The sequence below is a fragment of the Fibrella rubiginis genome (assembly GCF_017353185.1).
Taxonomy (GTDB): Bacteria; Bacteroidota; Bacteroidia; order Cytophagales; family Spirosomataceae; genus Fibrella; species Fibrella rubiginis.
Genome location: NZ_JAFMYV010000008.1, coordinates 190,310 through 214,344, shown reverse-complemented (window position 1 = coordinate 214,344; position 24,035 = coordinate 190,310). Strand labels below are relative to the sequence as shown.

The window sequence follows — 24,035 nt, the reverse complement described above, 5'->3', positions numbered from 1 at the left end:
TCGCTATGAATGCATTCCTTCTTCTTCAGGCCAATCCCTCTGACTGGGCGTTGTTTTTTGGCCATTTTCACCCGCTGGTCGTACACCTGCCCATCGGCTTTCTGCTCATTGCCGGCCTGCTCGAAATGGGGCGGCGGCTGGGGCGTATTAGTCTGAGCAACAGCACCATGTCAGCCATTTTATTTTGGTCGGCGGTAAGTGCCACGGTGTCTTGCGTGTTTGGGTATCTGCTCTCGCTGGGGGACGGGTATGATGAGGAAATCCTGACCGAACACCAGTGGCAGGGCATCGGCGTGGCGGTGTTTGCGTGGGTAGCGTGGGCCGTTTCCAGCGACCGATTCATGAACCGTATCCCGTTTGGCAATGCCCTTTATGCTCCCGCGCTGGTACTGACGCTGGTGTTGCTGATGGCTGCCGGGCATCATGGTGGGGCGCTGACCCACGGCTCGGACTACCTCACGCAGTATACACCCGAACCTTTCCGTAGCCTCGCAGGCCTGCCCCCACGTGCGGCGGCCGTGGCGTTCAAAGCCGAACCCATCACCGATGTGAATCAGGCTATGGTCTACGCCCAGATCGTAAACCCAATTCTGCAAACGCGTTGCGTACAGTGCCACAATGCCGAAAAATCGAAGGGTGATCTTCGCATGGACACCCCCGCTATGCTGAAGAAAGGCGGCGAAGACGGCCCCATTTTCGTAGCGGGTAAAGGCACTGATTCAGAGATGATTAAACGTTGCCTGCTTGACGAAGATGACGAACACCACATGCCCCCCAAAGGCAAAACCCAACTCACCGACCAGCAGGTGACGCTCCTGACCTGGTGGATAGACCAGGGCGCTTCGTTCGACAAAAAAGTGGCCGACCTGACCGTCAATGACGCCGTGAAACCCGCCCTGGCTTCGCTTGGTGGGGGAGACATTAAAGCGGGCGACAAGACGCTGGCAGTTGCGGGTGCTACCCCCAGCGCGCCCCGCCCCGTCTCGCCGGTGCTGACCATGAAAATGCCCGTAGCGGACCCGAAAGTGGTGGAAGAACTGAAGAAGACGGGGTTGCTGGTATTGCCGCTTTCGAAAGAGAATAATCAATTGGAAGTCAGTGCTGTTAACGTGCGCACGTTCACCGATGCACAGGCGGCGCTGCTCGCCAAAATCAGTACCCAGCTCGTGTGGCTGAAACTAAGCGACACCCAGGTAGGCGATGGTGCCATGGCATCTATTGCCAAGCTTAAAAACCTCCAGAAACTCCACCTGGAGCGCACCGCCATCACCGACGCGGGCCTTCGCCAACTCACCGGCCTGCCTTACCTTGAATACCTGAACCTCTACGGTACCGCCATCACCGACGCGGGCCTGACCAGTCTAACGGGCCTGAAATCGCTCCAGACGGTCTATCTCTGGCAAACCAAAACCACTGAAGCAGGCATCGCCAATCTCAAAAAAGCCCTGCCCAATCTGGAGGTTGTGGGGGGTATGAGCGGGAATACGGTGGCGGCTAACTGAATTTGAATTTCTTGTAAACCTCCGCCAGCGTTACATCGTGGGCTAATACACCAATGCTGTCGGTGAGAGTGTGCGCACTGGTGTTAAACCACATACCGGGTGTATCACTGCGGACAAATGAGCTAACCCAAGATTGTTCCTGACTCACAAACAGTACCTGTTTAAGCGATGGTATCTGCTTGTAGATTTCCAGCTTATCGCTCAAATCAAATGCCTGTGTACTTTTCGATAAGATTTCTATAACCAAAATTGGGTTTGTGATCTCCACTATCGAGAATTGGCCGCTTGGCAGACGCAAGTAATCTGGCTCCCCCGAATAATGCTCACGTCGGCATTGAATGAATCGCCCGTAGCCGCCACGTGAATCTTAATATTGCTGCCGCAAACCATGACTGCCTCATCGCCATCGAAAAGGTCATTGAATATTGCCCCTATTCTCGCAACCAAACTTTCATGTGATAAAGAAGCATCGGACGTAGACAGGGTTTCACCATTAACGTATTCCGTTGTACTCGCACTGTTCGGCGAAGTCAAGGTACTCCTCAAACGTGACCTTCACGTGCAGCACGTCTGGCGCGAGGGCGCGTTCAGCAAGTGTTAATGGCAGTAATGCAGGTGCAGTCATGGCTGAGTATGAATAATAGCAACAACGAAAAAGCTAAAATACACTATGATCGGCTAGCTTTTAAGGGCAACTGGCTGGCTATCAACTCAAAATCTGAGTCGTTGTGTAGCAATGTCATGTCGGCCTGTAAGGCGTACTGAGCAATCAAACAATCATTTGCTTTACGAATGGTAACGCCTTTTTTACGCAAGCTGCGGTAGAGATCTGCTGCTCCTATTGCTGTTGTGAATGCGTCAAACTGAAAGAGATTAAGCGCTAATAAGCTGCTTCGGACAACGTCATATTGCTTATCGTCGCGAATGCCCTGTAACGTTTCCTGTACAACAACAGGAGGTACCCAAATCGGGTAATTACCTATGATATATGCAGCAACCCGGCTAGTTTGTGGGTTGTCAATCCCGTTGAACCAATCAATCCAGATGGTGGTGTCTACCAAAATAGGTTCCATCAGTGTTGGCGTATGGCATCAAGGTCACCTTCCCATGCTACCTTGCCACGTAATGCAAGTAACTGTTGACGTTGTAAAGACTTAACAAAACTGTCCAATGCCATTGTGACTACTTCTTTCTTTGTTTTGGCTTTACTCAACAGTAATGCTTGCTCAATGAGATGAGCATCAAGATCAATGTTAGTTCTCATAGATTGAGACGTTTATACACAAAGATAAGGCATTCTATGTGTATGGTTTATGCTTTTCGCTTTGCCAGCCATTGTTTCAGGGCTGGGCCGGTGCCGAAGGGCCAGGGGCGGAGTTCGGGGATGGGCGTGACTTTGTAAGCCTGTAGCTCAGTGGTGTCCAGCACAATATCGCCTTTGGCGTGGACGTGGTAGGTGAAAATGACCTCGTTGCGCTGGTAGAAGGTGTAAATGCCCAAAAACTCCACGATTTCGGCATCAAGGCCGATTTCTTCTTTCACCTCGCGCAGCACGGCGTCGGCGGGTTCTTCACCTTTTTCCAGGAAACCCGTCACAAGGCCGTACCACTCGGCGGGCCAGCCAATACTCTGCACCAGCACCACGGTGTCATTGTCATACTCCACAATGGCCCCCACCACCGGCAATGGATTGTCGTAAAAGACATAGCCGCAGGGCTTCGAACAAACGAGTCGTTCGCGTCCGGCATTTTCGGCCAGCACCAGCGGTGAAGCACAGTTGGGGCAGAAGTTGTGTTTCAAGGTGTGTTTCAGGTTTAATGTCTAACGTTCAAGGTTAGCTGACGCGAGAGTAGCTTCGCGCTCTAAGCCCTTCGACAAGCTCAGGGTGACAGGAAAGTTGATTCAACATACTTGGCCTGAGTCAACTTTCCTGTCACCCTGAGCTTGTCGAAGGGCTTAGAGCGCGAAGCTACTCTCGCGTCAGCTTAAATTATTTTTCTTCCCAAAACGCCTCAATCGCGTCCAGCGCCCCATCTACGGAGGTTGCTACGATGAGCAGGGCGCGGTTTTCGGGCTTCAGAAAACCCTCTTCCACACAACGGTCGAGTTGCTGAAGCATGAGGTCGTAATAGCCGTTGACGTTGATGATGGCAATGGGACCGTCGTAGAGCTTCAGTTGCCGCCATGCCAGAATCTCGAACAGCTCGTCGAAGGTGCCGTAGCCACCGGGGAGGGTGATCACACCTTTAGCGAGGGTCACCATTTTGTATTTCCGTTCGTGCATCGTTTCCACGAAGTGCATCTCGGTCAGCGTTTTATGGGCTACCTCCAGGTCGGCCAGGAAGTTGGGAATTACGCCCGTAGCTTCGCCGCCGTTGCTCAACACGGTGTCGGCCACGGTGCCCATGAGGCCGTAGCCCCCGCCCCCGTAGATGAGGCGGATGTTCCGCGCGGCCATTTTTTGCCCCAGTTCGGTAGCAACTTCATTAAAAACAGGCTTGGTCCCCGGCGAGGACCCGCAATACACGACAAGGCTTTGCATAAGAAGAGAATGTACAATGAACAATGGCTATCGCGTTAAGGTGGCCTGAGCGCGATAGCCATTGTTCATTGTACATTAGTCATTGTACATTAGTTTAGTTAAATCTAACCCCCCAAACGTGCCGGAACTCATCAGAAGAATGACATCAGCGTCGGCGGTGTATTGGGCAATAAATGTTTGAAAATCAATTAGTTCGGTGAAAACTTGAAGGCCCGGTTTATTGAATGCAGCGAGCACATCGGCGGGAGCGATGGGGGCGAGGCGCTTGATAGCCAGCGTATGGGCATTGTAATACACCGCCGCCGTATCGGCCATGTCGAGGCTGTGGGCATATTGAGCCAGGAACTCCTTGTTGAGGCTGCTGAAGGTGTGCAACTCCACGCAGGCCAGCAGGTGTTTGTCGGGAAACTGCGCTTTCACGGCTTCGGTAGTCGCCATCACCTTGGAAGGGGCATGGGCAAAGTCGCGGAACACGATCTGGTCGGCGGTCTGGGCCACTATTTCCAGCCGCCGCGCCGCGCCGCCGAAGGTTTGGATGGCTTCGTAAAACCCGTTTTCGGTCACGCCCAGCCGGTCACAGATGGCCATCGCACCCGCGATGTTTTTCATGTTGTGCAGCCCGAATATGCGCAGTGGAATTTCGGCACCGTCGGGTGTAGTCAGGTACGTATGTCCATCGCGAATAACGTGTGGATGAGCATCGTAGGGCACTTTTTGCACATCGTCGCGGCCATTCTGTCCAATCACGTCGAGCATATTGTCGGTCTCGTCGAAGAGCAATACCCCCGATTTTGGCATCTGTTCGGCCAGCAGCTCAAACTGAGCGACGTAGCTTTCGTAGGTCGGGTAAATGTTTACATGGTCCCAGGCAATACCGCTAATGAGGGCCATGTGGGGCTGGTAATGTAGAAATTTGGGCCGCTTGTCGAGTGGTGATGAAGCATATTCGTCGCCCTCGATGATGATCACCGGCGCGGCATTGGCCGAATGGTCGTCTGTAAGGCTCACCATCGTCTCGAACCCTTCGAGCTGCGCCCCCACGAGGTAATCGAAGCGGTGGTTATGGTGTTTCAGCACGTGCAGAATCATCGACGTAATGGTGGTTTTGCCGTGGCTGCCGGCAATGACCACGCGCTGCTTCTGGCGACTGTGTTCATAGATAAATTCGGGATACGAGAAAATAGGCAGGCCTAATTCCTGTGCACGGGCTAGTTCGGGGTTATCGGCGCGGGCGTGCATACCCAGAATCACGGCATCAAGGTCAGCGTGAATGCGTTGCGGAAACCAGCCCATTTCAGCAGGAATGAGGCCTTTTCGGGTTAATCGGCTCAGGGCAGGTTCATAAATCTCGTCGTCGGAACCCGTAATCGTGTGGCCTTGCTGATGGAGCGCCAGGGCAAGGTTATGCATGGCACTTCCGCCAATGGCAATGAAATGATAGGCCTGCGGCATGAAGATTGGTATGTATTGACTGGTAGACGAAGGTAGCTACTATCTTCGTTTAGCGAATAATGAGTTGCCCACTGACTATGAAATGGAATAACGGCCTTGCGGTTGGATTGTTGCTGCTAAACGGCTTTGTAGCCCATGCGCAGGCCCCCGCGTCGGTGTCGGCCACATCGCCCTATCGGGGTGAGAATCTGGGCCCACAGGTCAATTCGCCCTATAACGAAGGCAATCCGCTGATCAGCCCCGACGGCAAAACGCTGTACTATACCCGCGAAGATCACCCCAACAATACGATGTTTGCCGACAAGGAAAACGGCAGCGCCGACATCTGGTATTCGGAGTGGCAACCCAGCAACCAATGGGGGCCGGCGCGGCGGATGGGGGCACCGCTCAACCAGTTCAATCACAACGCTGTTTTCAGTATCACGCCCGACGGCAACACGCTATTGCTGCGCGGAGCCTACACCAACGGACGTTACGAAACGCGCGGGTTTTCGATCAGCAAACGCACGGGCGGCGGCTGGAGCACGCCCGAAACGCTGAACATAGCCAACTACGAAAAAATGAGCAAGGGCCAGTTCGACTTTGCTTACCTGACCGTCGACGGAAAGACGCTGGTGATGTCGTTCAGCGAAAAGCGCAACGGACAAAAAGATGACCTCTACGTGTCGTTTCGGCAGAAAAACGGCTCCTGGAGCCAGCCCATGAACCTGGGGGCCGACGTGAATACCGACGACTATACCGAGACCACGCCCTTTCTGGCCCCCGACGGCAACACGCTCTATTTCTCCTCCAACCGCCCCGGCGGGCAGGGCGACAACGACATCTGGGTAACGCGCCGGGTAGACAAGACCTGGAAACGCTGGTCGAAACCGCAGAACCTTGGCCCCACCACCAATACCGATGGCTACGATGCGTATTATTCCATCTCGGCTCTTGGCGATCTGGCTTATCTGACCACGTTCAAAAACGTGGGCACGGAAGGTGGCAAAGGCGGTGATATTGTGCAGATTCGCCTACGCTCGCTTATGCCCCCCCGCAGTGCCGATTCAACAACGCTGGCGCAAACGCCGGGGCAGTTGGGCGGAGGTAAGAACCCGAATGACCTCACCCGTCCCGACCCTGTAGCCCTGATTTCGGGCAAGGTGATTGACCAGAAAACCGGTCGGCCCATTGCGGCTGAAATCATTTACAGTACCCTTCCCGACGGAGCCGAAGCTGGTCGCGCCACCGCCGACCCGACCACCGGTGAATACAAGATCATTCTGCCCTATGGCAAGAAATATTCTATAGTTACGGTAGCCCCGGATTTCATTGCCGAAGGAGCCAACGTTGACCTAACCGGTGGCCCACCTGACCCCAACAAAGGCTTCCAGGAGATTAAAGGCAAAGAGCTTCGCCTGACGCCCATTCGCGAGGGCGAGTCTATTCCACTTACCAACGTCTTTTTCGATACGGGCAAAGCCATCTTGCGCGACGAGTCGGCCCCAGAGCTGGATCGGTTTGTGGCGGTGATGAACGAAAACCCAAAGCTAGTAGCCGAACTGAGCGGGCACACAGACAACGTAGGGTCTAACGAACTGAATGCCAAGCTCTCGCAGGACCGCGCCGACGCTGTACGGGAATACCTCATCGGCAAGGGCATTGAACCCGACCGCCTTACAAGCAAGGGCTTCGGCGAAACAAAGCCCGTGGCCCCCAACGATACCGACGAAGGCCGCCAGCGCAACCGCCGCGTGGAGTTTCTAATTGTGAAGAAGTAAAGCAAGAACCGGAGATCGGGTGAATGTAGCTGGTCTGCCGGTGCGGCATTAAGGCGGATTTTTCAGAGTATGCAATTGAGCTTTTTAGAAGAAGTTGAGCCGAAGCGTAACTAGCGCATCTTTTCGTCGCGTAGCGACCAAACGGTTTAACGCCTGTTGTTTGGTCGCTACGCGACGGTAACCAACCTATTGTAAGAACCCCTTCTTCTACAAACATTGGGTCGCTACGCGACGAAAAGATGCGCTGGCCCCCTTCTAGCAAAGGTTATGTTCGCACTAACTATGTATCTGTTCACGTGACGGCTATATTTAAATTCATCTAACCGTCATTTTTATCAGATGCCTAACACTTATACGCAGCTATATATACAGGTCGTTTTTGCTGTGAAACATCGCCACGGACTGATTCAAACTAAATGGAAGGAAGACCTGTATCGCTACATGACAGGTATTGTTCAAAAGCAGGGCCACAAACCGATTGCCATCAATGAAATGCCTGACCATGTTCACGTTTTCATTGGCTTCAATCCTAAACAGGCTGTTTCAGAATTGATGCAATACCTCAAAATGGATTCATCGAAATGGATTAACGAAAAGCGGTTGACATCAGCTCGGTTTGAATGGCAAACAGGTTATGGTACTTTTTCTTACGGTCATTCACAAATAGACGTGGTAGTCAAGTACATTCAAAATCAAGAACATCATCACCGTGAACGAACGTTTTTGCAAGAATATAAAGCCCTCTTGCGGAAATTCGATATCCCCTATGATGAACGATATGTATTTGTTTCAATTCAGGATTGACATAAGTAATCTGCCCAATCCGCATTCAATTACCTTATTTTGCCCCTTATGTGGCAAATCTGGATTGACACCGGGGGTACCTTCACTGACGGCCTCGCCCGTGACCCCAACGGCACCTTTCACCGAACCAAAGTACTTAGCAGTGCCCGGTTGCGCGGCCAACTGATCGGCGGTCGGTTGCAGGCAGCGTGGCTCATGGCTTCCATCTTCGACGGGTATACGTTGCGGGTGGTGGAAACCAATGAAACGTTTGTCATCCAGTCGCTTTCGGTGGCGGGTGAACTATTGCTTTCTAAGGATGGACATGCTCTTGGCAGCCTGATGGATGCCATCACTGAGGCGGGCGGCCAGCCTGATGGCATTGTTTCCTCCTTAACTGTAGAACTTTTCACGGGCGAAGAAGCTCCCGTACTGGCCGCACGGCTGCTAACGCAAACGCCATTAGGTAGTCCTTTTCCGGCGCTGGAAATGCGGCTGGGTACCACCAAAGGCACCAACGCCCTGCTCGAACGGCGGGGTGGGCGGGTGGCATTGCTCGTGACCAAGGGCTTTCGCGATTTGCTGGTGATTGGCACGCAGCAACGGCCTGACCTCTTTCAACTGGCTATTCCCCCAGCCGAGGTGCTCTATGACACGGTGCTGGAAGTACCCGCACGCATTGCCGCCGATGGTACAGAATTAACTCCACTAACTGACAAAGCTATCGCCCAGCTCGTCGGGCAACTGCGCGAAGATGTTCCCGACGTGGTGGCTATTTCGTTGTTGAACGCTTACCAAAACCCCGCTCATGAACGGCAATTGGTTGATGCCCTCATGGCGGCGGGCTTTCCGCTCATAACCCGCGCCACGGCTCTTTCCACAGCGCCAGGCTATGTAGCGCGCACACAGACCACTGTGGTCGATGCCTACCTGACGCCTGTGTTGCGTGGCTACCTGACCAATATTCAAACGCAGCTGGGTGGGGCGGTGGTGCGATTGATGACGAGCGCAGGCGGGCTTGTCCGGGCCGATCTGTTCCAGCCCAAAGACAGCCTGCTAAGCGGCCCGGCGGGGGGCGTCATTGGGGCGGCAGCCATTGCTCCGCACGAGGCCCTGCTCACCCTCGACATGGGCGGCACCAGTACCGACGTGGCCCGGATTGAGCGTAACCAGCCCGATTACCGGTTTTCGACACCCATTGGCCCGTTTGACCTGCAACTACCATCGCTGGCCATTGAAACCGTGGCGGCGGGCGGAGGGTCGGTCTGCTGGTTCGATGCCCTGGCCGGGCAGCTGCGCGTAGGGCCGCAGAGCGCAGGGGCCAACCCCGGTCCGGCCTGCTACGGAGCAAACGCCCCCGACGCGGTGCCGCTGCTAACTATAACCGACGTGAACCTGCTGCTGGGCAAGCTGCACCCCCGCCAGTTTGGCATTCCTATTTTTCCTGAAAAAGCCCAGGCCGCCCTGGCGGTAATAGCCGCACAAGTGGCAACGTCTACAGGCCAAAAAATGCCTTCAGACGAGTTGCTGCGTGGTTTTGAGCGCATTGCTAACGAAATCATGGCGGGGGCTATTCGCAAAATTTCGGTGGCGCGGGGCTTCGACCCGGCGCAGTATAGCCTGCTGGTTTTTGGTGGCGCGGGTGGTTTGCACGGTTGCGCCGTGGCTCAGTTGCTGGGCATCAACCGCCTGATTCTGCCCTTCGACGGGGGCCTGCTGAGTGCCTATGGTATGGGTCAGGCGAAGGTTGAGCGGATAATGGCCCAGGCTGTTTTGCAGCCGCTGTCCGCTTTTCGGAATAGATTAGACGATGTGGTTGCCCAGCTTGCCAATGAAGCCTCAACGGCTCTATTTCTAGATATGGGGAGCGTAGTGCCGGTGGAGCAGTCAGCAACGGTTTTTCTGCGTTTGAAGGGGCAGGAGGCCACAATTGGTGTTCCACTTAGTCCAACGCTGGAGGCTGACTTCCGCTCGACGTACCAACAGCGTTACGGCTATTTGCCCGCTAATACGGATGGTCAGCCATTGGAGATCGACGTTGAAAGTGTTCGGGTACGTGTGTCTACGGTTCCAGGGGTACTGCCTGAATCAACCGCGATAGCCTCGCCCCGCCCCGCCAAACCTGCGTTTCAGACTGACCAGTACCCCGCCTATGACTGGGCGCAATTACAGCCTGGCCATACCTTTTCCGGCCCGGCGTTATTGCTCAACACCACCTCGTCTGTCTTTGTGGAAGAGGGATGGACGGTTGTCATTCAGGCCGATAAGACGGGTTTGATTGAGAGAATGTCAACTAGAACGGCGCAAAGTAAAGCTGCTGATAATGAGGTCATTCAGCTCGAATTGTTTACGCAGCGGTTTCGGGCCATTGCCGAAGAAATGGGTGCCCAGCTACAGCGGACGGCCTTTTCGGTTAATGTGAAAGAACGGCTCGATTTCTCCTGCGCCCTGCTCGATGCCGACGCCCGGCTGGTGGCTAATGCCCCGCACATACCCGTGCACCTGGGTAGCCTCGGCATATGCGCCCGGCTGGTTCTGGCCAAGCTTGCGCAGGATGGCACCGCTCTCGGTCCCGGCGACGTAGCCATTACCAACCATCCGGCCTACGGTGGCTCGCACCTGCCCGACGTAACCCTGTTGCAGGGTGTCTATTCGGCTAATAACCGGATCGCCGGACCGCAATTGATTGGCTACGTAATTAATCGGGCGCACCATGCCGAAATCGGGGGTAAAACGCCCGGGTCCATGCCACCCGATGCCACGTCGCTGGTGGAGGAGGGCGTCGTGCTGGAGCCACAATTCATTGTCAGGCAGGGTGAGTTTTTGTGGGAGAAGGGCCTGGCCGCCTCCTTCGTCCAGGCTCCGTACCCAACCCGCGCGCTGGCCGAAAACCAGGCCGATCTGGAAGCCGCGCTAGCCTCATTGCGGGCGGGCGAAACGGCTTTGCAGAATCTTGTTCAGGCGCATGGTATCGAGACAGTACACCACTACATGGAACGCCTGCAACAGTCGGCCACGGAAGCAATTCAGGCCGTTTTAGCGCGCCATGAAGGGCAGGAATTCGCCGCTACAGAATCGTTGGATGACGGTCATCAGCTTTGTACGAAGCTGACAATCAGCAATAAACGGTTGTCTATTGACTTCCGTGGCACAGGGGGTGTACATCCGAACAACCTGAATGCTAACGTGTCTATTCTGCACTCGGCGGTGCTGTATGTGTTGCGCTTGTGGGTGGCGCAGGACATTCCACTCAACGAGGGACTGATGGCTCCGGTAGCATTAATGTTGCCTGAATCGTCGTTTTTGAACCCTGTTTTTTCGGCAAATCCAGCCGAATGTCCGGCGGTGGTAGGGGGTAATACGGAAGTGAGTCAGCGGCTGGTCGATACGCTGTTGAAGGCGCTGGGGCTGGCCGCCTGTAGTCAGGGCACGATGAACAATTTCCTGTTTGGCAATGATATGTTGGGCTACTACGAAACCATCGGCGGCGGGGCGGGGGCCGTGTGGGGCATGGCTGGTCGGTCGGGGGTGCATCAGCACATGACCAACACCAAACTCACTGACCCCGAAACCCTGGAACGGCGCTACCCTGTACGGCTGTGGCAGTTCAGCCTTCGGTCAAATTCGGGTGGAGCCGGGCAATGGCGTGGCGGCGACGGGCTGGTGCGCGAGATCGAGTTTTTGGCCAGGATGCAGGCTACTTTACTTAGTCAGCACCGGGTGCAGGCACCCTACGGCCTCAACGGTGGGCAGGCCGGCGCGGTGGGGTGTCAAACGCTGATTTCGCCCAGTGGTAAGGTAGAAGCCCTACCCGGCATCTTTACCCGTCAGATGATCCCCTGCGAACGCATCTGCCTGGAAACACCCGGCGGGGGTGGCGTAGGGAAGGCGGAGTAGCAGACAGCGGCCTGTTGCTACACCTTGACGATTATTGACAGGTATAGGTGTAATTGGTTGTGGCCATTCGTGTTTGTGGGTTGGCACCTGTGGAGGCAACAACCGATTTAGCTACAGCAGTACTGATGTTTCCATCGCCATCGTAGGTGTATGTGTAATCTGTTACACCCTCGCCGTTGACGCCGCTCACGATTTGTTTCAGCGCATTTCTGCTGGTTTTGCCGAGCAATCCCGCCGTATAAAAGGCTGATAACAGATTAGTGTTGGCATCAATACCTGGAAGTATAGCGGCCAGCGGTGACTTATCTTCGTAATAGGTAAGCGTTGTTGTATAGTCTGCATTCCCGTTTTGCGCATAGCCTTTAACGGTCGAAAGATTCCCGTTCTTGTATTCGTAGATCCTGTATGACCCGTTGCTATCGTCTGTGGCTTTGCTGAGATAACCATCGGCATTGTATTCGTACGACATCGTACTGATTGATGGGGTAGTTGAACCGGATATCAGTTGCTTCGTGCTGATCTTCGAGATGTAGACAGCCCCGTTTAGTGCAAATGTTTCCGATACAACACCATAGGTAATGGATAGTGCGGTTGGTTTTGCTTCAATCCGGTCGGCGAAATAAGTTAGATTCTGCGCGTCTACCTGGGTGCCAAGACCGGGAATAATTTTTGTTTCAGTGATGGTATTTAGCTGACGGCTAGTATTGTATGTGAAAGCACTGGTAACGGTAAACGAACCAAACGTGCCCAGCTGAGCAACATAGTTAGTGCTGTTGATCAGGCATTTGCGCACAGAAACAGGGTCGGTACCAGCGGTTTTACAGGCATTAATAACAAACAGAATGACGAGACCAATGGCCAGTGAACGTAAAAGATGGTTGAGCTTCATAATAATGATGAGTAAAGTATAGCATACAGATATGCTTATTAGTAAATGAGCAAACGCCGCACCCGTTTACTACGCCAAATCCTTTTCACCCCCGCTTCTATGAAACCTGTTAGCTGGCTTTTGTGTATAGCCCTCGCCTTCCCCGCTTTTGCCCAAAAACGCCCTACCAGTAAGGAGGACTGGCTTTCGTTGTTTAACGGAAAAGACCTGACTGGCTGGGATATCAAGATCACAGGCTACCCACTGGGTGAAAATTATGGTGATACGTATCGCGTGGAAGACGGGATGATCCGGATTACATACGACAAATACAAGACCTTCGATGGGAGGTTTGGCCATATGTATTACAAGCAGCCATTTTCGCACTATGTGCTTCGGTTCGAGTACCGGTTTACGGGCAACCAAACACCCGGTGGGGCCGTCTGGAACGTGCGCAACAGCGGTGTGATGTTCCATTCGCAGTCGGCGCAAAGTGTGGGGCTAAAGCAGGATTTTCCTGTTTCGCTGGAGGTGCAAACGCTGGGTGGTCTTAGTAATGGCAAGCCCCGCCCAACGGCCAACCTTTGTTCGCCGGGTACATTGGTGAAGCAAAAAGGACAGGTCAATCCACTCCATTGTATCGAATCGACGTCCAAGACGTATGACGGTGACCAGTGGGTAGCTGTGGAAGTGCTGGTGTTGGGCGATTCGCTGATCGAACACCGCATCGACGGGCGAACCGTGCTGGCCTACGAGCATCCCGTCACCGACGAGGTGTTTATCAGCAAGACCAATGACTTCGAGCAGGCAGGCGTAGCCGATGCCGCTTACTGGCGGGCAAGGGCCGGGAAACCGTTGACAGAAGGTTATATTGCCCTGCAAGCCGAAAGCCACCCCATCGATTTTCGAAACATTAAGTTGTTGAACCTCAAAGGCTGCATGAACCGCAAAGCGAAAAACTACAAATCGTACTATGTGGTGGGGGATGAGGGGGCGTGTGTGTTTAACTAATTTGGGATTGTGGATTTGGGATTTCGGATTGGTTGCTTACGCCAGAGCAAACGTGCTCTGGCGTAAGCAACCAATCCGAAATCCCAAATCCACAATCCCAAATCTTCTCTCATGCCCAAATCTTTATCCTTTCGCGCTGGTCTTGGCAGCATCTTGTTTTGGTCTGTCATCTCGGCGGCGTTCATCGGACCAGGATCAGTAACGGCCTGTGCTATTGCGGGTTCCAAATATGAACTTCAGTTGCTCTGGGTGCTCACGTTTGCCACGCTGGGAACGGTCTGGTTGCAGGAGGCAGCTTCTCGCATAACCATCGCCACTGGCCGTGATCTGGGGCAGGTAATCCGGCAAAGTTATTCGGGAAAAACCGGCCTCTGGGTGGCCTGGGCGCTGTTTCTGGCTATTTTTCTGGGATGCGCCGCCTACCAGGCGGGCAACATCCTGGGCGCCGTGGCGGGGCTCTCGCTCATGACGGGATTGCCTGCTCCCACGCTCACGGTGGTGGTTGGCCTTGTCTGCGTTGGGCTGCTTTGGGTAGGGTCAACGCAGAGTCTCGCCAACTTTCTGGGTGTCATCGTTTTCGCTATGGGCGGGGCGTTTGTCTACGTGGCCTTCGGTGCTCCCGTCACGCCCGGTGCCGTGGCGAAAGCCTTGGTTGTGCCAAACGTGCCCAGTGGGTCACTGTTGCTGGTCAACGGGCTGATTGGCACCACCATTGTGCCTTACAACCTCTTTTTTGGGTCTAGTATTTCGCCCAGCCAATCCCTGTCCGACATGCGGCTGGGCATCTGGGTGGCGGTCATCCTGGGCGGCATTATTTCGGTGGTATTACTGCTGGCAGGTATGCTCATTCCAGACGACTTTTCGTACCCACACATGGCCACCGTGCTGGCCGAACGGTTGGGACCATGGGCAGGCAATCTGTTTGCGTTTGGCCTGTTTGCGGCGGGGTTCGCCTCATCGCTTACGGCTCCGCTGGCGGCAGCCATTACAGCACAAAGCCTGCTGGGCGTACCTAAAAACAGCCCTGTTTTCCGGGCAATCTGGCTGGCGGTGCTGGCTACGGGCGTAACCTTTGGCCTGCTCAATGTTACGCCCATTCCTGTAATCGTGGCCGTACAGGCTATAAACGGCATTTTACTGCCTTTCGTCACGGTCTTTCTGTGGCGGGTTGTCAATGACCGTGCCCTGCTGGGCGAACACCGTAATTCGGTAAGTCAGAATGTAGCTATGGGCTTCGTGGTCCTCGTCACGGCCGTCCTTGGCGGCTGGAACGTCTGGCTGGCGCTAGCTAGTTAACCCGCTCGTAGAGCTTCTTGCCATTACCCCGATAGAGCAGCATGTTCTCTCCGTTTTCGGCCATGCTAAACCGGCCATACAGTTCGTCGGGCACTTTTTGTTGCGTGGCGTGGAGCCATATCTGGTCACCCTTTGTGTACCACCGCACCCCCTCGGCAACGGTCACGCCACCACCCGACGAATTACCACTCGACGAACCGGCATTGCCACTATAGCTGGCATTGGCCGATGACCCGCCCGATCCTAGCCGACCATCGGCGAAGAAAACAAGGGTGCTGCGGGTTGATCCATAGAAATCGGCGCCGCTTTGGTAGGTGCTGGTTGTGGCCCAAACCCCCACCAGTCTGGCATTCCGGGCCAGACCATCTGTTGCCGTATTTGGTGGAAGCGCATTTTTCAACTGGTTAGGCACCGAAGCCTGCCCCGCTCGTTTAAACGTACCCGCCATGATGGGCGCGTTGTTCAGACCTACCCCAAAGGCTAATTGCTCATTGGTGAGCAGAGCCTCAAACTGAAACACCGCGCCATCTTTTGGGTAGGTAGCTGTTCCGGCGGCCTGATCATTCTGCGTGGTACCTTGCAGCGTATATGTTTCGGCCACGCCCTGCGCCTGCATCACAAGTGTGCCTGTTAGCTGTGCGCTATTTAGCCGGAAGGTGATAGTGGCCGGAAACGTCATCACCGCATTTTGGGACAAAACGAGTGTGCCCTGCCAACTACCAACAAGCTTCTGTGCTTGCAGGCTGGGTGGGGAAGACAAGATGAACCATAGCGCAACAAGTCTCTGTGTAGTCTTCATCTTATACCGCCCGGCTGATCTGCATTTGTGGTTGCACGTCGGTGAAGTTGGCAATGTCGCCGATGAGTTCGGGGCCGTGGGTAGCCATGGCGTTTTGAAGATCATCCATTGAGCCGAAATTAAGTTGCGTAATCATGGTGTAGGCTTGCGGGCTGCCGGGTGTTCCGCCCGCAATGCCTTCCTTCAAATCGACCCCGGTGAGGCCCATGGGCATAAGGCGGTCGCGCACCAGTGGCGTATGGTGGTTGAGGTAGTAATCCATGTCAAACCGGCTGTCGATGGTGTTGGGATAGAGAACGGTGACGCTAAACATGAGCTTGTTGGTTTATAGTGGCTTATGGGCCAGAAGGTATGCCACGAAAGTCGAAATTCCGCGTAAATCTGTTTAACGTGCTCCGGCCGTTGCGGTTTCGTCACTTGCTAATAAAATAGGCGCGTAATCGTTTAGTATAAGACCCCGCCAAAACGTTATTATCTTGGGCGTGTTAATCTGTTTTGCTCTGTTCATTTTATGAAATTCTCTATGCGGTTTCCGCTGCTGTTCCTGACTGTGACCGTTTTGCTGGGCGGCTGCAATTCGGCCATGCAGACGTATAAAAAGGGTGTCAAGCACTTCGAGGCGGGCGAGTACAACCCGGCTATCGACCAGTTTGCCAAAACTGGTGACAAGGTAGATGCTGCCCGGCTCAACTACTACACCGCCGAAGCCTACCGGCTGTCTGACCGGATTCAACTGGCGGCTCCCTACTACAAAAAAGCCCTCGACGCCAACGTAGAGGCATCCGTGCCCGGTGCCACGCCCGACCTGGCACCCAAACCAGCATTTACCGACGTGAACCTGGCCGACGTGCGGCTTAACTATGCCTACGCCCTGAAAGCCACCGGCGACTACGCCGGGGCGCAGGCGCAGCTACAACAGTTTCTCGACAGTCGCCCGAAGAACAAGGTAAGCCTGGCACGGGCACAGCGCGAGATTGAAACCTTGCGGGCTATTGGTGCCATTCAGGCTAAACAGACCGATTTCCGGCTGAAGAACCTGGGCGGGGTTAACTCGGCGGGTACCGAATACGCCCCCGTTTTGCGGGGTGACGAGTTGATCTTTACTGCCTCGCGGAAAGATGTGACCTACAAAGCCAACGGCTTGCCTATGACCGCTTTGTATAAAGCCAAAATAGGCCAGAATCCCGACGAAACCGGTGCCGACCGCGGCGACGGAGCGGGGCCGCAGTTGTTCAGCAATAGCGTGTTCCAGAACGACGTGAACGAGGGTACGCCTGCGTTCTCGAAAGATGGCAAGGCCATGGTGTTTGCGCGGGGCAACAACGGCAAACGCAAAGGTGGCGACGATGTTGACCTGTACCTGAGCCGGCAGGATAAAGACGGTAACTGGAGTGCCCCCTTCCGCCTGCCTATCTCCGATTCATTGGCCTGGGACGGTTCACCGGCCTTTTCTGCCGACGGCAAAACGCTCTACTTCGCCTCGAACCGTACGGGCACCGTGGGTGGCCTTGACCTCTACCGTGCCAACATGGACGCGTCGGGCCGGTTTAGCCGCCCTGTCAATATGGGGCGTGACATCAACACGGCTGGTAATGAGCTGTTTCCGTTTGTGGCTGCCGATGGTAAGCTGTATTTCTCGTCTGACGGGCACCCCGGTTTGGGTAAGCTCGATGTATTTGTGGCAACGCGGTCGGGTGGGGTTATCCGGGTCGAGAACATGGGGCAGCCCATCAACTCACCTGCCGACGATTTTGGTCTGACGTTTCCCGAAGCGAACAAAGGCTACATGGCCAGCAACCGCGCCGGTGGCAAAGGCGACGATGACATCTATTTGGTTGAATCGGGTCAGCCCGATACCACGACCATTGCCAAGAATACTCCGCCCAAGCAGGGTGCTGCCAAGGTGGTGCGTTACTTCTTGGCGGGCACAGTAGCTACGAACACATCGCCCAACAATCCCCTTGATTCGGCGCGGGTGCGGATTGTAGACGATGCCAACGACGCTACCGTGGCCGAAGTAACAACGGGTAAGCCAGGTACATTTGGCAAATTCCCCGTTCAGGAAGGCAAGTCATACAGCATTTTGGCCGAACGCCCTGGCTACCTAACCCGCCGCGAACCCTTCACGATGCAGGGCCGCAGCATCCCCGACATTTTCCTGACCAAGCCCGAAACCGACACCACTTTCAATGTGGCCTTGCTACTAGACAAGGTAGAGTTGAACAAGACGTTTGTGCTGGAAAACATTTATTACGACCTCGATAAATACAACATCCGCTCTGATGCCGCAACGGAGTTGGACAAGCTCGTGACGATTTTGAAAGACAATCCCACGCTGAAAATCGAGCTAAGTTCACACACCGACGTCCGCGCTGCAGATGCTTACAATTTGCGTCTATCGCAAAACCGGGCCAAAGCAGCCGTGGATTACATCATCTCGAAAGGCATTGATGCCGAGCGGCTTACGGCTAAAGGGTACGGTGAAACGCAGCTTGTGGTCAAAAACGCCCGCACCGAAGAAGAGCATCAGCGCAACCGCCGTACTGAGTTTAAGGTGTTAGCCTTGTAACGAGAAACCGTAGGGGCGGGCCACAGTGCCCGCCCGCTCTCGGCCAAAGGCCGCCCAAAGCTGATGACAGCGATGAATGAACAGCAAGTCAGACAAGCCCCGCTCTCATAGGCGGGGTTTTGTATTATAGGCAAATTCTGTAGCCACTACTTGTCCGAAAGCGGGCAGGGGCGAGCCTTGCCCCTACATTTGTCTTATGAAAACAGTTTTCCTACTATTCATTGCATTCACCGCCCACGCGCAAATCATCCTCAAAGGCCGGGTCGTAAATGCCGCTAATGAACAACCGGTGCCGTTTTGTAGCGTGTTTTTAGCCAACACCACCAAAGGCACCACCGCCGACGAGAACGGAAATTTTACCCTGACGAACCTACCCGATGGCCGTTATGATCTTGTAGCATCGAGTGTAGGCTTTGAGACGGTAGCTGCGCCTATTCAAACGAAACAAACGGCCCCGCTACTGATTAAAATGAACGCCAATGCCACACAACTGGCTGAAGTACAAGTAAAAGCAAACAGGGGTCCCGAATGGCTGGCCAATCTTGAGCAGTTTACAAAGCTGTTTATTGGTACATCGAAAAACGCGCGTGACTGTAAAATTTTGAATACCAACGCGCTTTGGTTCGAGGATAAGCCGGACAGCTTGATGCTGGTGGGTGGGGCGCGGGAACCGCTGGAGATTGAGAATTCGGCACTGGGCTACCGCATTCACTACGTGCTGACGCAGTTTGTCTATGACTATGGTAGCCGTTACGTCAGCTACCTGGGTTACCCCGTCTTTGAGGCTATGACAGCGCGGAGTAATGCCCAGGAAAAACGTTGGCAGAAGTCCCGCAGAGACGCTTTTAGCGGATCAAGCATGCACTTTATGCGGGCCCTGTACGCGGGTATGACCGAACAGCAGGGATTTGTCATTCAGCGTATTATTGAACGGAAAGACAGCACGAAAACAAGGTTGACAAACCGGGTAAAAACAGACCGTTACCTGATCAAAGACCCCCTGCCCGGCTCCTTCCTGCTCGACACGGATTCCTCATCGGCGCAGTTGGCACGAGTGCAGTTCGACAACCTGGTGCAGGTGACTTATAGGCTGGAAAAGGAGGCTCCGGAGTATCGAAACGAGCATTCGTTTCAACAAGCGAGTACGTTTGCTCCGCCTCCCCAAACCTCTATTATGCGGCTGGTACAACCCTATGTGCTGATCGAGGCTAACGGAAATTATTACAACCCGCTGGGCATTGTTTTCGAGGGCTACTGGGGTTGGGAAAAGATAGCCGATATGCTGCCGTTTACGTACGAACCCTAACAGACAGTGCTATTTAGCGGTTTGGTTGTCTGTAGCTCTTAAACCACCCTTCCCATGCTTAATGATCGTCTACGTCAGGTGCTTGTTGTTTTTGTGACAGTCTCGCTCATAGTCATGAACGGCCTGTCGAACGTACGTGCATTTGCTCCCAACACCAACGCCGACATTTCGGCTAAGTACACCACGCTGGTGACACCCGCGGGTTATGCATTCTCGATCTGGGGACTGATCTTTTTGGGTCTGATGGGGTTCGCCGTTTACCAGGCTCTGCCCTCGCAGCGGCATAACCCCCGTTTTCGCTCGGCGGGGCCGTGGTACATTATCAACGCCATCTGCAACGCCGCCTGGAGTCCTATTTTTAACCAGGAATGGATTGCCACGGCCCTGCTGGTGATCCTGATTATGTTTGTCAGCCTGTTTATGGTTATGGAAGGGCTGCGCATTAACCCCCGCACCGAGGCCGCCATGATGCGCCCCGTGAAAGCACCCGAAACCTGGCTGGCCCGCGTTCCGTTTTCTATCTATTTCGGCTGGCTCACCGTGGCTACTATCCTCAATATCACGATCTGGTTTAAAGCCACCGCTTTCGATTTGTCAGGTATTTCCGAGCCGGTTTGGGCGTCGGGCGTACTGGTACTCGGACTAGTTGTCGGCGCAGTGTTGTACAATCGCTATCGCAGCGCGGCTTATATGCTGGTGTTTGCCTGGGCCTACGCTGCCATTGCTGTGAAGCAGGCCGCCTACCCAACCGTTCAGATTATGGCCTGGATTGGTGCCGCCGTAGCCCTGCTCCTGACCATCTGGGGCCTGATCGCACCCAGACAGCAACGAGCAATAGTGTAGTGATTTACGATGTACGAATGACGACTTACGATTTGTTGCTGTCGCCGGTGGGCTGAAGCAAGCGTACTCCTGCGTCAGCAACAAATCGTAAGTCGTCATTCGTACATCGTAAATCCCTTTATCCGTTCACCAGCTTCATCATTGCTTCCGGGTAACGCTCACCGGCGGCGAAGCCTTTGGGCGAAATGGCGTCAATCTTAGCCAGGTCGTCGGGAGTGAGGGTCAGGTCAAGGGCGCCAAGGTTTTCCTGGAGGTAAGCCCGGCGCTTGGTACCCACCAGCGGAATAAACTCGTTACCCTGCGCCATGATCCAGGCCAAGGCCAGCTGTGCGGCTGTGGCCCCTTTCTGAGCGGCCAGCTGCTGAATCTGCTTCACCACGTCGAGGTTTTTCTGGAAGTTTTCGCCCTGAAAACGGGGTGAGTGCCGCCGGTAATCGTCAGCTTCCAGATCATCAAACTTGGTGATCTGGCCCGTCAGAAAACCACGTCCCAGCGGGCTGTAGGCCACCAGTGAAATGCCCAACTCACGTACTACGGGCACTACCTCGTCTTCAATGTCGCGGCTCCAGAGTGAATATTCCGACTGCACCGCCGCAATGGGATGCACCGCATTGGCCCGCCGAATGGTATCGGCGCCGGCTTCAGAAAGGCCCAAAAAACGCACTTTGCCTTCTTCTACCAACCGGCTCATGGCCCCAACCGTGTCTTCGATGGGTGTGTTCTGGTCAACACGGTGCTGGTAATACAGGTCGATGTGATCAACGCCAAGGCGCTTCAGGCTGCCCTCGCACGATTGGCGTACATAATCGGGGTGGCCGTTGATGCCGCGTTTAGTGGGGTCGTTGGGGTCGCGTACAATTCCGAATTTAGTAGCCAGGAATACCTCCCCACGGCGGCCACGAATGGCTTGCCCCACCAGTTGTTCGTTGGTAAAGGGACCGTACATGTCGGCGGTATCCAGGAAATTCAACCCCGCGTCGAGGGCAGCATGAATGGTGGCAATCGACTCATTATCATCGCGTTGGCCATAGAAATCAGACATGCCCATGCAGCCTAATCCAATGGCAGAAACCGCCTGGCCTGATTGGCCCAATGTGTTCGTTTTCATTGCAATCGTTTTTGTGTAAAATGGGTATTCACGTTGATAAACCCAACAGGCCACAGTCTGTTTAGGTGCTTCCGACGCGTAGGCAATGGCAGCCCACAATTTACTTATTGAGGCAACGGACTTGGCAGGTGAGCAATTTCCAAACCTGTACCTTCGTCTTTAATACAGGGTTGTTGCCCGTTTACTATCCAACTATGCATCGTTGTCTGCTGGCGTTTCTTTGTGGTTTTGCTGCACTATTGACCTTACCGGCCTTGGCTCAGTCACAGCGCATTACGCAAACGAATCTTGAAGCTGGCGCGCTCCTGTCTACTGACCAAACGCCGTTCTGGCTGCGGGCCAATCAATATGGCATTGTGCCCCTAAAAGGACCTGTACTGCGTCTACAGGGCGGTATCCGATCTGATTACCGCCCTGCTGACAGTACCGGTAAGCGACCGAAAATAGATTGGGGATACGCCTTCGACGGGGTTATCAATGCAGGTGTTACCAACCAACTGATCCTGCCCGAAGCATACGTAAAGGGCCGGTTGGGGGCGTTTGAACTGTATGTGGGTCGGCGGCGCGAAATCGTTGGGTTGGTCGACACCTTGCTCACAACGGGTGCTTACGTCTGGTCGGGCAATGCGCTGCCAATTCCGAAAATTCAGCTTGCTATTCCGGTATTTACGGCGGTACCCTTCACTAAAGGCGTACTCTCGGTGATGGGGGCTTACAGTCATGGCTGGTTCGAGAACAGTGATCGCATCGTGACGGGGTCCTACCTGCATCAGAAGTACGCCTACGCCCGGCTGGGCAAACCTACCTGGCGGTTCAGGCTCTATGGCGGGTTCAACCATCAGGTAGTATGGGCCGGGAAAGCACCACCGGGCGTGCTCAACCCCAACCTGTCGGTCAATGGCACTTTGCCTTCCGACTTTCGGTACTACCGGGCTATTGTGCTGGGTTCACGGGGGCAAGGTGACCGCAACGATCCCAACGTGACCTCGTTTGAAGATAACCGCATCGGCAACCACCTCGGCTCTCTCGATTTTGCTGCCGACGTTGACCTGACTAACTGGAACCTGATGGCCTATCGGCAGTTCATATATGATGATGGGTCGCTATTCTATGGTACCAATCTGGCCGATGGGCTAACCGGCCTGCGCCTTAAAAACCGCCGTCAGCCTGCCGGAGAAACCTTTTTTCTGCGTCAGATCACCGCCGAATACTTGTACACCGAAAGTCAGGGCGGCGATGCTTTTGTGATTGATGATCCCGAACAGCGGGGGCGCGACAATTACTTCAACCACGGCCAGTTTATCGACGGCTGGCAGTATGTCAGGCGTACCATTGGTACTCCGTTTTTGACCCCACAGGGTGAAACACGGCCCTCGCTTCCCCATCCTATCGGTATCGTCAACAACCGGGTGAGCGTGTTGCATATGGGGCTTGCAGGCCTGTTGCACAACCGCGTCGAGGTTACGTCCAAACTGTCGTTCAGTAGGAATTTGGGTACGTACGGAACTCCCTTTCCAACGCAGCCGGGTCAGTTTTCTGGATTATTGACCGCTTCAGTGCCAACCAACCTGTTTGGTGGAGCGCAACTTAGCGGGTCGCTGGGTGTAGACCTTGGGGAATTGCTGCCCACCAGCATAGGCATGTATGTGGGACTTCGCAAGACGGGATTGTTGGGTAAAAACACCGTTTCCAGCCTCAGTCCGCGGTATATAGAGCGGTAGATGTAGTTATGCTACTAACCAATGACCAGTAAACTTTACCTGCTTCTTGGCGCTAACCTGGGCAACCGGCACCACACGCTGGCGCAGGCCCGTGAGCAGCTTGCACAGCGCGTAGGTGCCATTGGCCAGGAGTCCCCCATCTATGAAACCGCCGCCTGGGGCCTGACCGCCCAACCGGCTTACCTCAATCAGGTAGTGCTGCTCGAAACGACCCTTTCGCCCGGAGTTGCGCTGGCTGAGACACAGGCTATTGAACAGGTCCTTGGCCGCGTCCGGGCCGAACGCTGGGGCGCCCGCGTGATCGACATCGATCTACTTTTTTACAACGACCTGATCCTGAATACCCCTGCCCTTACACTTCCCCACCCGTACCTACACCTTCGCCGATTCACGCTTCAACCCCTGGCCGACATTGCGCCTGACCTTGTTCACCCCGTGTTGAAACAGACCGTCCAACAACTGTTGGAGGCTTGTCCGGATGAAAGCGAAGTAATTAAATTATTGTAACAACGGGGCGTAATTACTTGAACTTCACTAATTTTGCGTTAGAATACTTGCCAAATTTTCAATAAAAAGAC

At 54.4% G+C, this 24,035-nt stretch carries 21 protein-coding genes; 11 read left to right on the top strand and 10 right to left on the bottom strand.

Translation table 11 applies throughout. The features are described 5' to 3' along the window. Positions 1-5: 5 nt before the first annotated feature. A complete protein-coding gene (locus J2I47_RS16570; RefSeq protein WP_207365700.1) occupies positions 6-1,502 on the top strand; it encodes a c-type cytochrome domain-containing protein in 1,497 nt (498 codons plus the stop codon). Here J2I47_RS16570 and J2I47_RS27020 read toward each other — a convergent pair. From J2I47_RS27020 to J2I47_RS16540, 6 genes are all read right to left on the bottom strand, one after another. Further along, complete coding sequence (locus tag J2I47_RS27020; protein ID WP_207365699.1) at positions 1,495-1,770, bottom strand: Uma2 family endonuclease; 276 nt, start codon at positions 1,768-1,770, stop codon at positions 1,495-1,497. The two genes, J2I47_RS16570 and J2I47_RS27020, sit on opposite strands and share 8 nt — an antisense overlap. A gap of 400 nt (positions 1,771-2,170) precedes the next feature. Then, entirely contained in the window at positions 2,171-2,575 is a 405-nt protein-coding gene (vapC, locus tag J2I47_RS16560) for a type II toxin-antitoxin system VapC family toxin (RefSeq protein ID WP_207365698.1), read from the bottom strand. Continuing rightward, on the bottom strand, positions 2,575-2,766 hold the full coding sequence (locus J2I47_RS16555; protein ID WP_207365697.1) for a type II toxin-antitoxin system VapB family antitoxin: 192 nt from the start codon (positions 2,764-2,766) through the stop codon (positions 2,575-2,577). The genes vapC and J2I47_RS16555 overlap by 1 nt, the downstream gene beginning before the upstream one ends. A gap of 47 nt (positions 2,767-2,813) precedes the next feature. Next, on the bottom strand, positions 2,814-3,302 hold the full coding sequence (locus J2I47_RS16550) for an NUDIX domain-containing protein (protein WP_207365696.1): 489 nt from the start codon (positions 3,300-3,302) through the stop codon (positions 2,814-2,816). Between the two features lie 190 nt (positions 3,303-3,492). Continuing rightward, positions 3,493-4,044: an LOG family protein gene (locus tag J2I47_RS16545; protein ID WP_207365695.1), complete on the bottom strand. Its 552-nt coding sequence runs from the start codon at positions 4,042-4,044 to the stop codon at positions 3,493-3,495. A gap of 75 nt (positions 4,045-4,119) precedes the next feature. Next, a complete protein-coding gene (locus J2I47_RS16540; RefSeq protein ID WP_207365694.1) occupies positions 4,120-5,496 on the bottom strand; it encodes a UDP-N-acetylmuramate--L-alanine ligase in 1,377 nt (458 codons plus the stop codon). A gap of 77 nt (positions 5,497-5,573) precedes the next feature. Here J2I47_RS16540 and J2I47_RS16535 point away from each other — a divergent pair, with 77 nt between their 5' ends. From J2I47_RS16535 to J2I47_RS16525, 3 genes are all read left to right on the top strand, one after another. After that, positions 5,574-7,256, top strand: a complete 1,683-nt coding sequence (locus J2I47_RS16535) for an OmpA family protein (RefSeq protein WP_229374698.1) — start codon at positions 5,574-5,576, stop codon at positions 7,254-7,256. A 339-nt stretch (positions 7,257-7,595) separates the two neighbouring features. Beyond that, positions 7,596-8,060 (top strand): IS200/IS605 family transposase, encoded by a 465-nt coding sequence (tnpA, locus tag J2I47_RS16530; RefSeq protein WP_207365692.1) that lies wholly within the window; start codon positions 7,596-7,598, stop codon positions 8,058-8,060. 48 nt (positions 8,061-8,108) lie between these two features. Continuing rightward, the gene (locus J2I47_RS16525) at positions 8,109-11,936 is read left to right on the top strand and encodes a hydantoinase B/oxoprolinase family protein (protein WP_207365691.1); all 3,828 of its coding nucleotides are present in this window, start codon (positions 8,109-8,111) and stop codon (positions 11,934-11,936) included. Positions 11,937-11,967: 31 nt separating this feature from the next. Here J2I47_RS16525 and J2I47_RS16520 read toward each other — a convergent pair whose 3' ends face one another. Further along, complete coding sequence (locus J2I47_RS16520) at positions 11,968-12,825, bottom strand: DUF4595 domain-containing protein (RefSeq protein ID WP_207365690.1); 858 nt, start codon at positions 12,823-12,825, stop codon at positions 11,968-11,970. 99 nt (positions 12,826-12,924) lie between these two features. Here J2I47_RS16520 and J2I47_RS16515 point away from each other — a divergent pair, with 99 nt between their 5' ends. Further along, on the top strand, positions 12,925-13,815 hold the full coding sequence (locus J2I47_RS16515; RefSeq protein WP_207365689.1) for a 3-keto-disaccharide hydrolase: 891 nt from the start codon (positions 12,925-12,927) through the stop codon (positions 13,813-13,815). Between the two features lie 111 nt (positions 13,816-13,926). After that, positions 13,927-15,111 carry an NRAMP family divalent metal transporter gene (locus J2I47_RS16510; RefSeq protein ID WP_207365688.1) on the top strand — a complete coding sequence of 395 codons (1,185 nt, stop codon included), beginning with the start codon at positions 13,927-13,929 and terminating at the stop codon, positions 15,109-15,111. Here J2I47_RS16510 and J2I47_RS16505 read toward each other — a convergent pair. Further along, positions 15,104-15,910: a hypothetical protein gene (locus tag J2I47_RS16505; protein WP_207365687.1), complete on the bottom strand. Its 807-nt coding sequence runs from the start codon at positions 15,908-15,910 to the stop codon at positions 15,104-15,106. The genes J2I47_RS16510 and J2I47_RS16505 overlap by 8 nt on opposite strands. Before the next feature lies 1 nt (position 15,911). Further along, on the bottom strand, positions 15,912-16,223 hold the full coding sequence (locus J2I47_RS16500; RefSeq protein WP_207365686.1) for an EthD family reductase: 312 nt from the start codon (positions 16,221-16,223) through the stop codon (positions 15,912-15,914). Between the two features lie 198 nt (positions 16,224-16,421). On the opposite strand from J2I47_RS16500, the gene J2I47_RS16495 reads away from it, so the two are divergent. The 3 genes from J2I47_RS16495 to J2I47_RS16485 all read left to right on the top strand — a co-directional run bounded on the left by J2I47_RS16495 (position 16,422) and on the right by J2I47_RS16485 (position 20,628). Next, the gene (locus J2I47_RS16495) at positions 16,422-18,479 is read left to right on the top strand and encodes a CHU_0125 family OmpA-like outer membrane integrity protein (RefSeq protein WP_207365685.1); all 2,058 of its coding nucleotides are present in this window, start codon (positions 16,422-16,424) and stop codon (positions 18,477-18,479) included. A 196-nt stretch (positions 18,480-18,675) separates the two neighbouring features. After that, complete coding sequence (locus J2I47_RS16490; protein WP_207365684.1) at positions 18,676-19,785, top strand: carboxypeptidase-like regulatory domain-containing protein; 1,110 nt, start codon at positions 18,676-18,678, stop codon at positions 19,783-19,785. Between the two features lie 54 nt (positions 19,786-19,839). Next, the gene (locus J2I47_RS16485) at positions 19,840-20,628 is read left to right on the top strand and encodes a TspO/MBR family protein (RefSeq protein WP_207365683.1); all 789 of its coding nucleotides are present in this window, start codon (positions 19,840-19,842) and stop codon (positions 20,626-20,628) included. Between the two features lie 118 nt (positions 20,629-20,746). Here J2I47_RS16485 and J2I47_RS16480 read toward each other — a convergent pair whose 3' ends face one another. Then, positions 20,747-21,736: an aldo/keto reductase gene (locus tag J2I47_RS16480; RefSeq protein WP_207365682.1), complete on the bottom strand. Its 990-nt coding sequence runs from the start codon at positions 21,734-21,736 to the stop codon at positions 20,747-20,749. A 194-nt stretch (positions 21,737-21,930) separates the two neighbouring features. Between J2I47_RS16480 and J2I47_RS16475 the strand changes: the two genes are divergently transcribed. Together J2I47_RS16475 and folK are read left to right on the top strand one after the other, a co-directional pair. After that, a complete protein-coding gene (locus tag J2I47_RS16475; RefSeq protein ID WP_207365681.1) occupies positions 21,931-23,457 on the top strand; it encodes a capsule assembly Wzi family protein in 1,527 nt (508 codons plus the stop codon). A 21-nt stretch (positions 23,458-23,478) separates the two neighbouring features. Then, positions 23,479-23,964 carry a 2-amino-4-hydroxy-6-hydroxymethyldihydropteridine diphosphokinase gene (gene folK / locus J2I47_RS16470; RefSeq protein WP_207365680.1) on the top strand — a complete coding sequence of 162 codons (486 nt, stop codon included), beginning with the start codon at positions 23,479-23,481 and terminating at the stop codon, positions 23,962-23,964. The last annotated feature ends 71 nt before the right edge of the window (positions 23,965-24,035 follow it).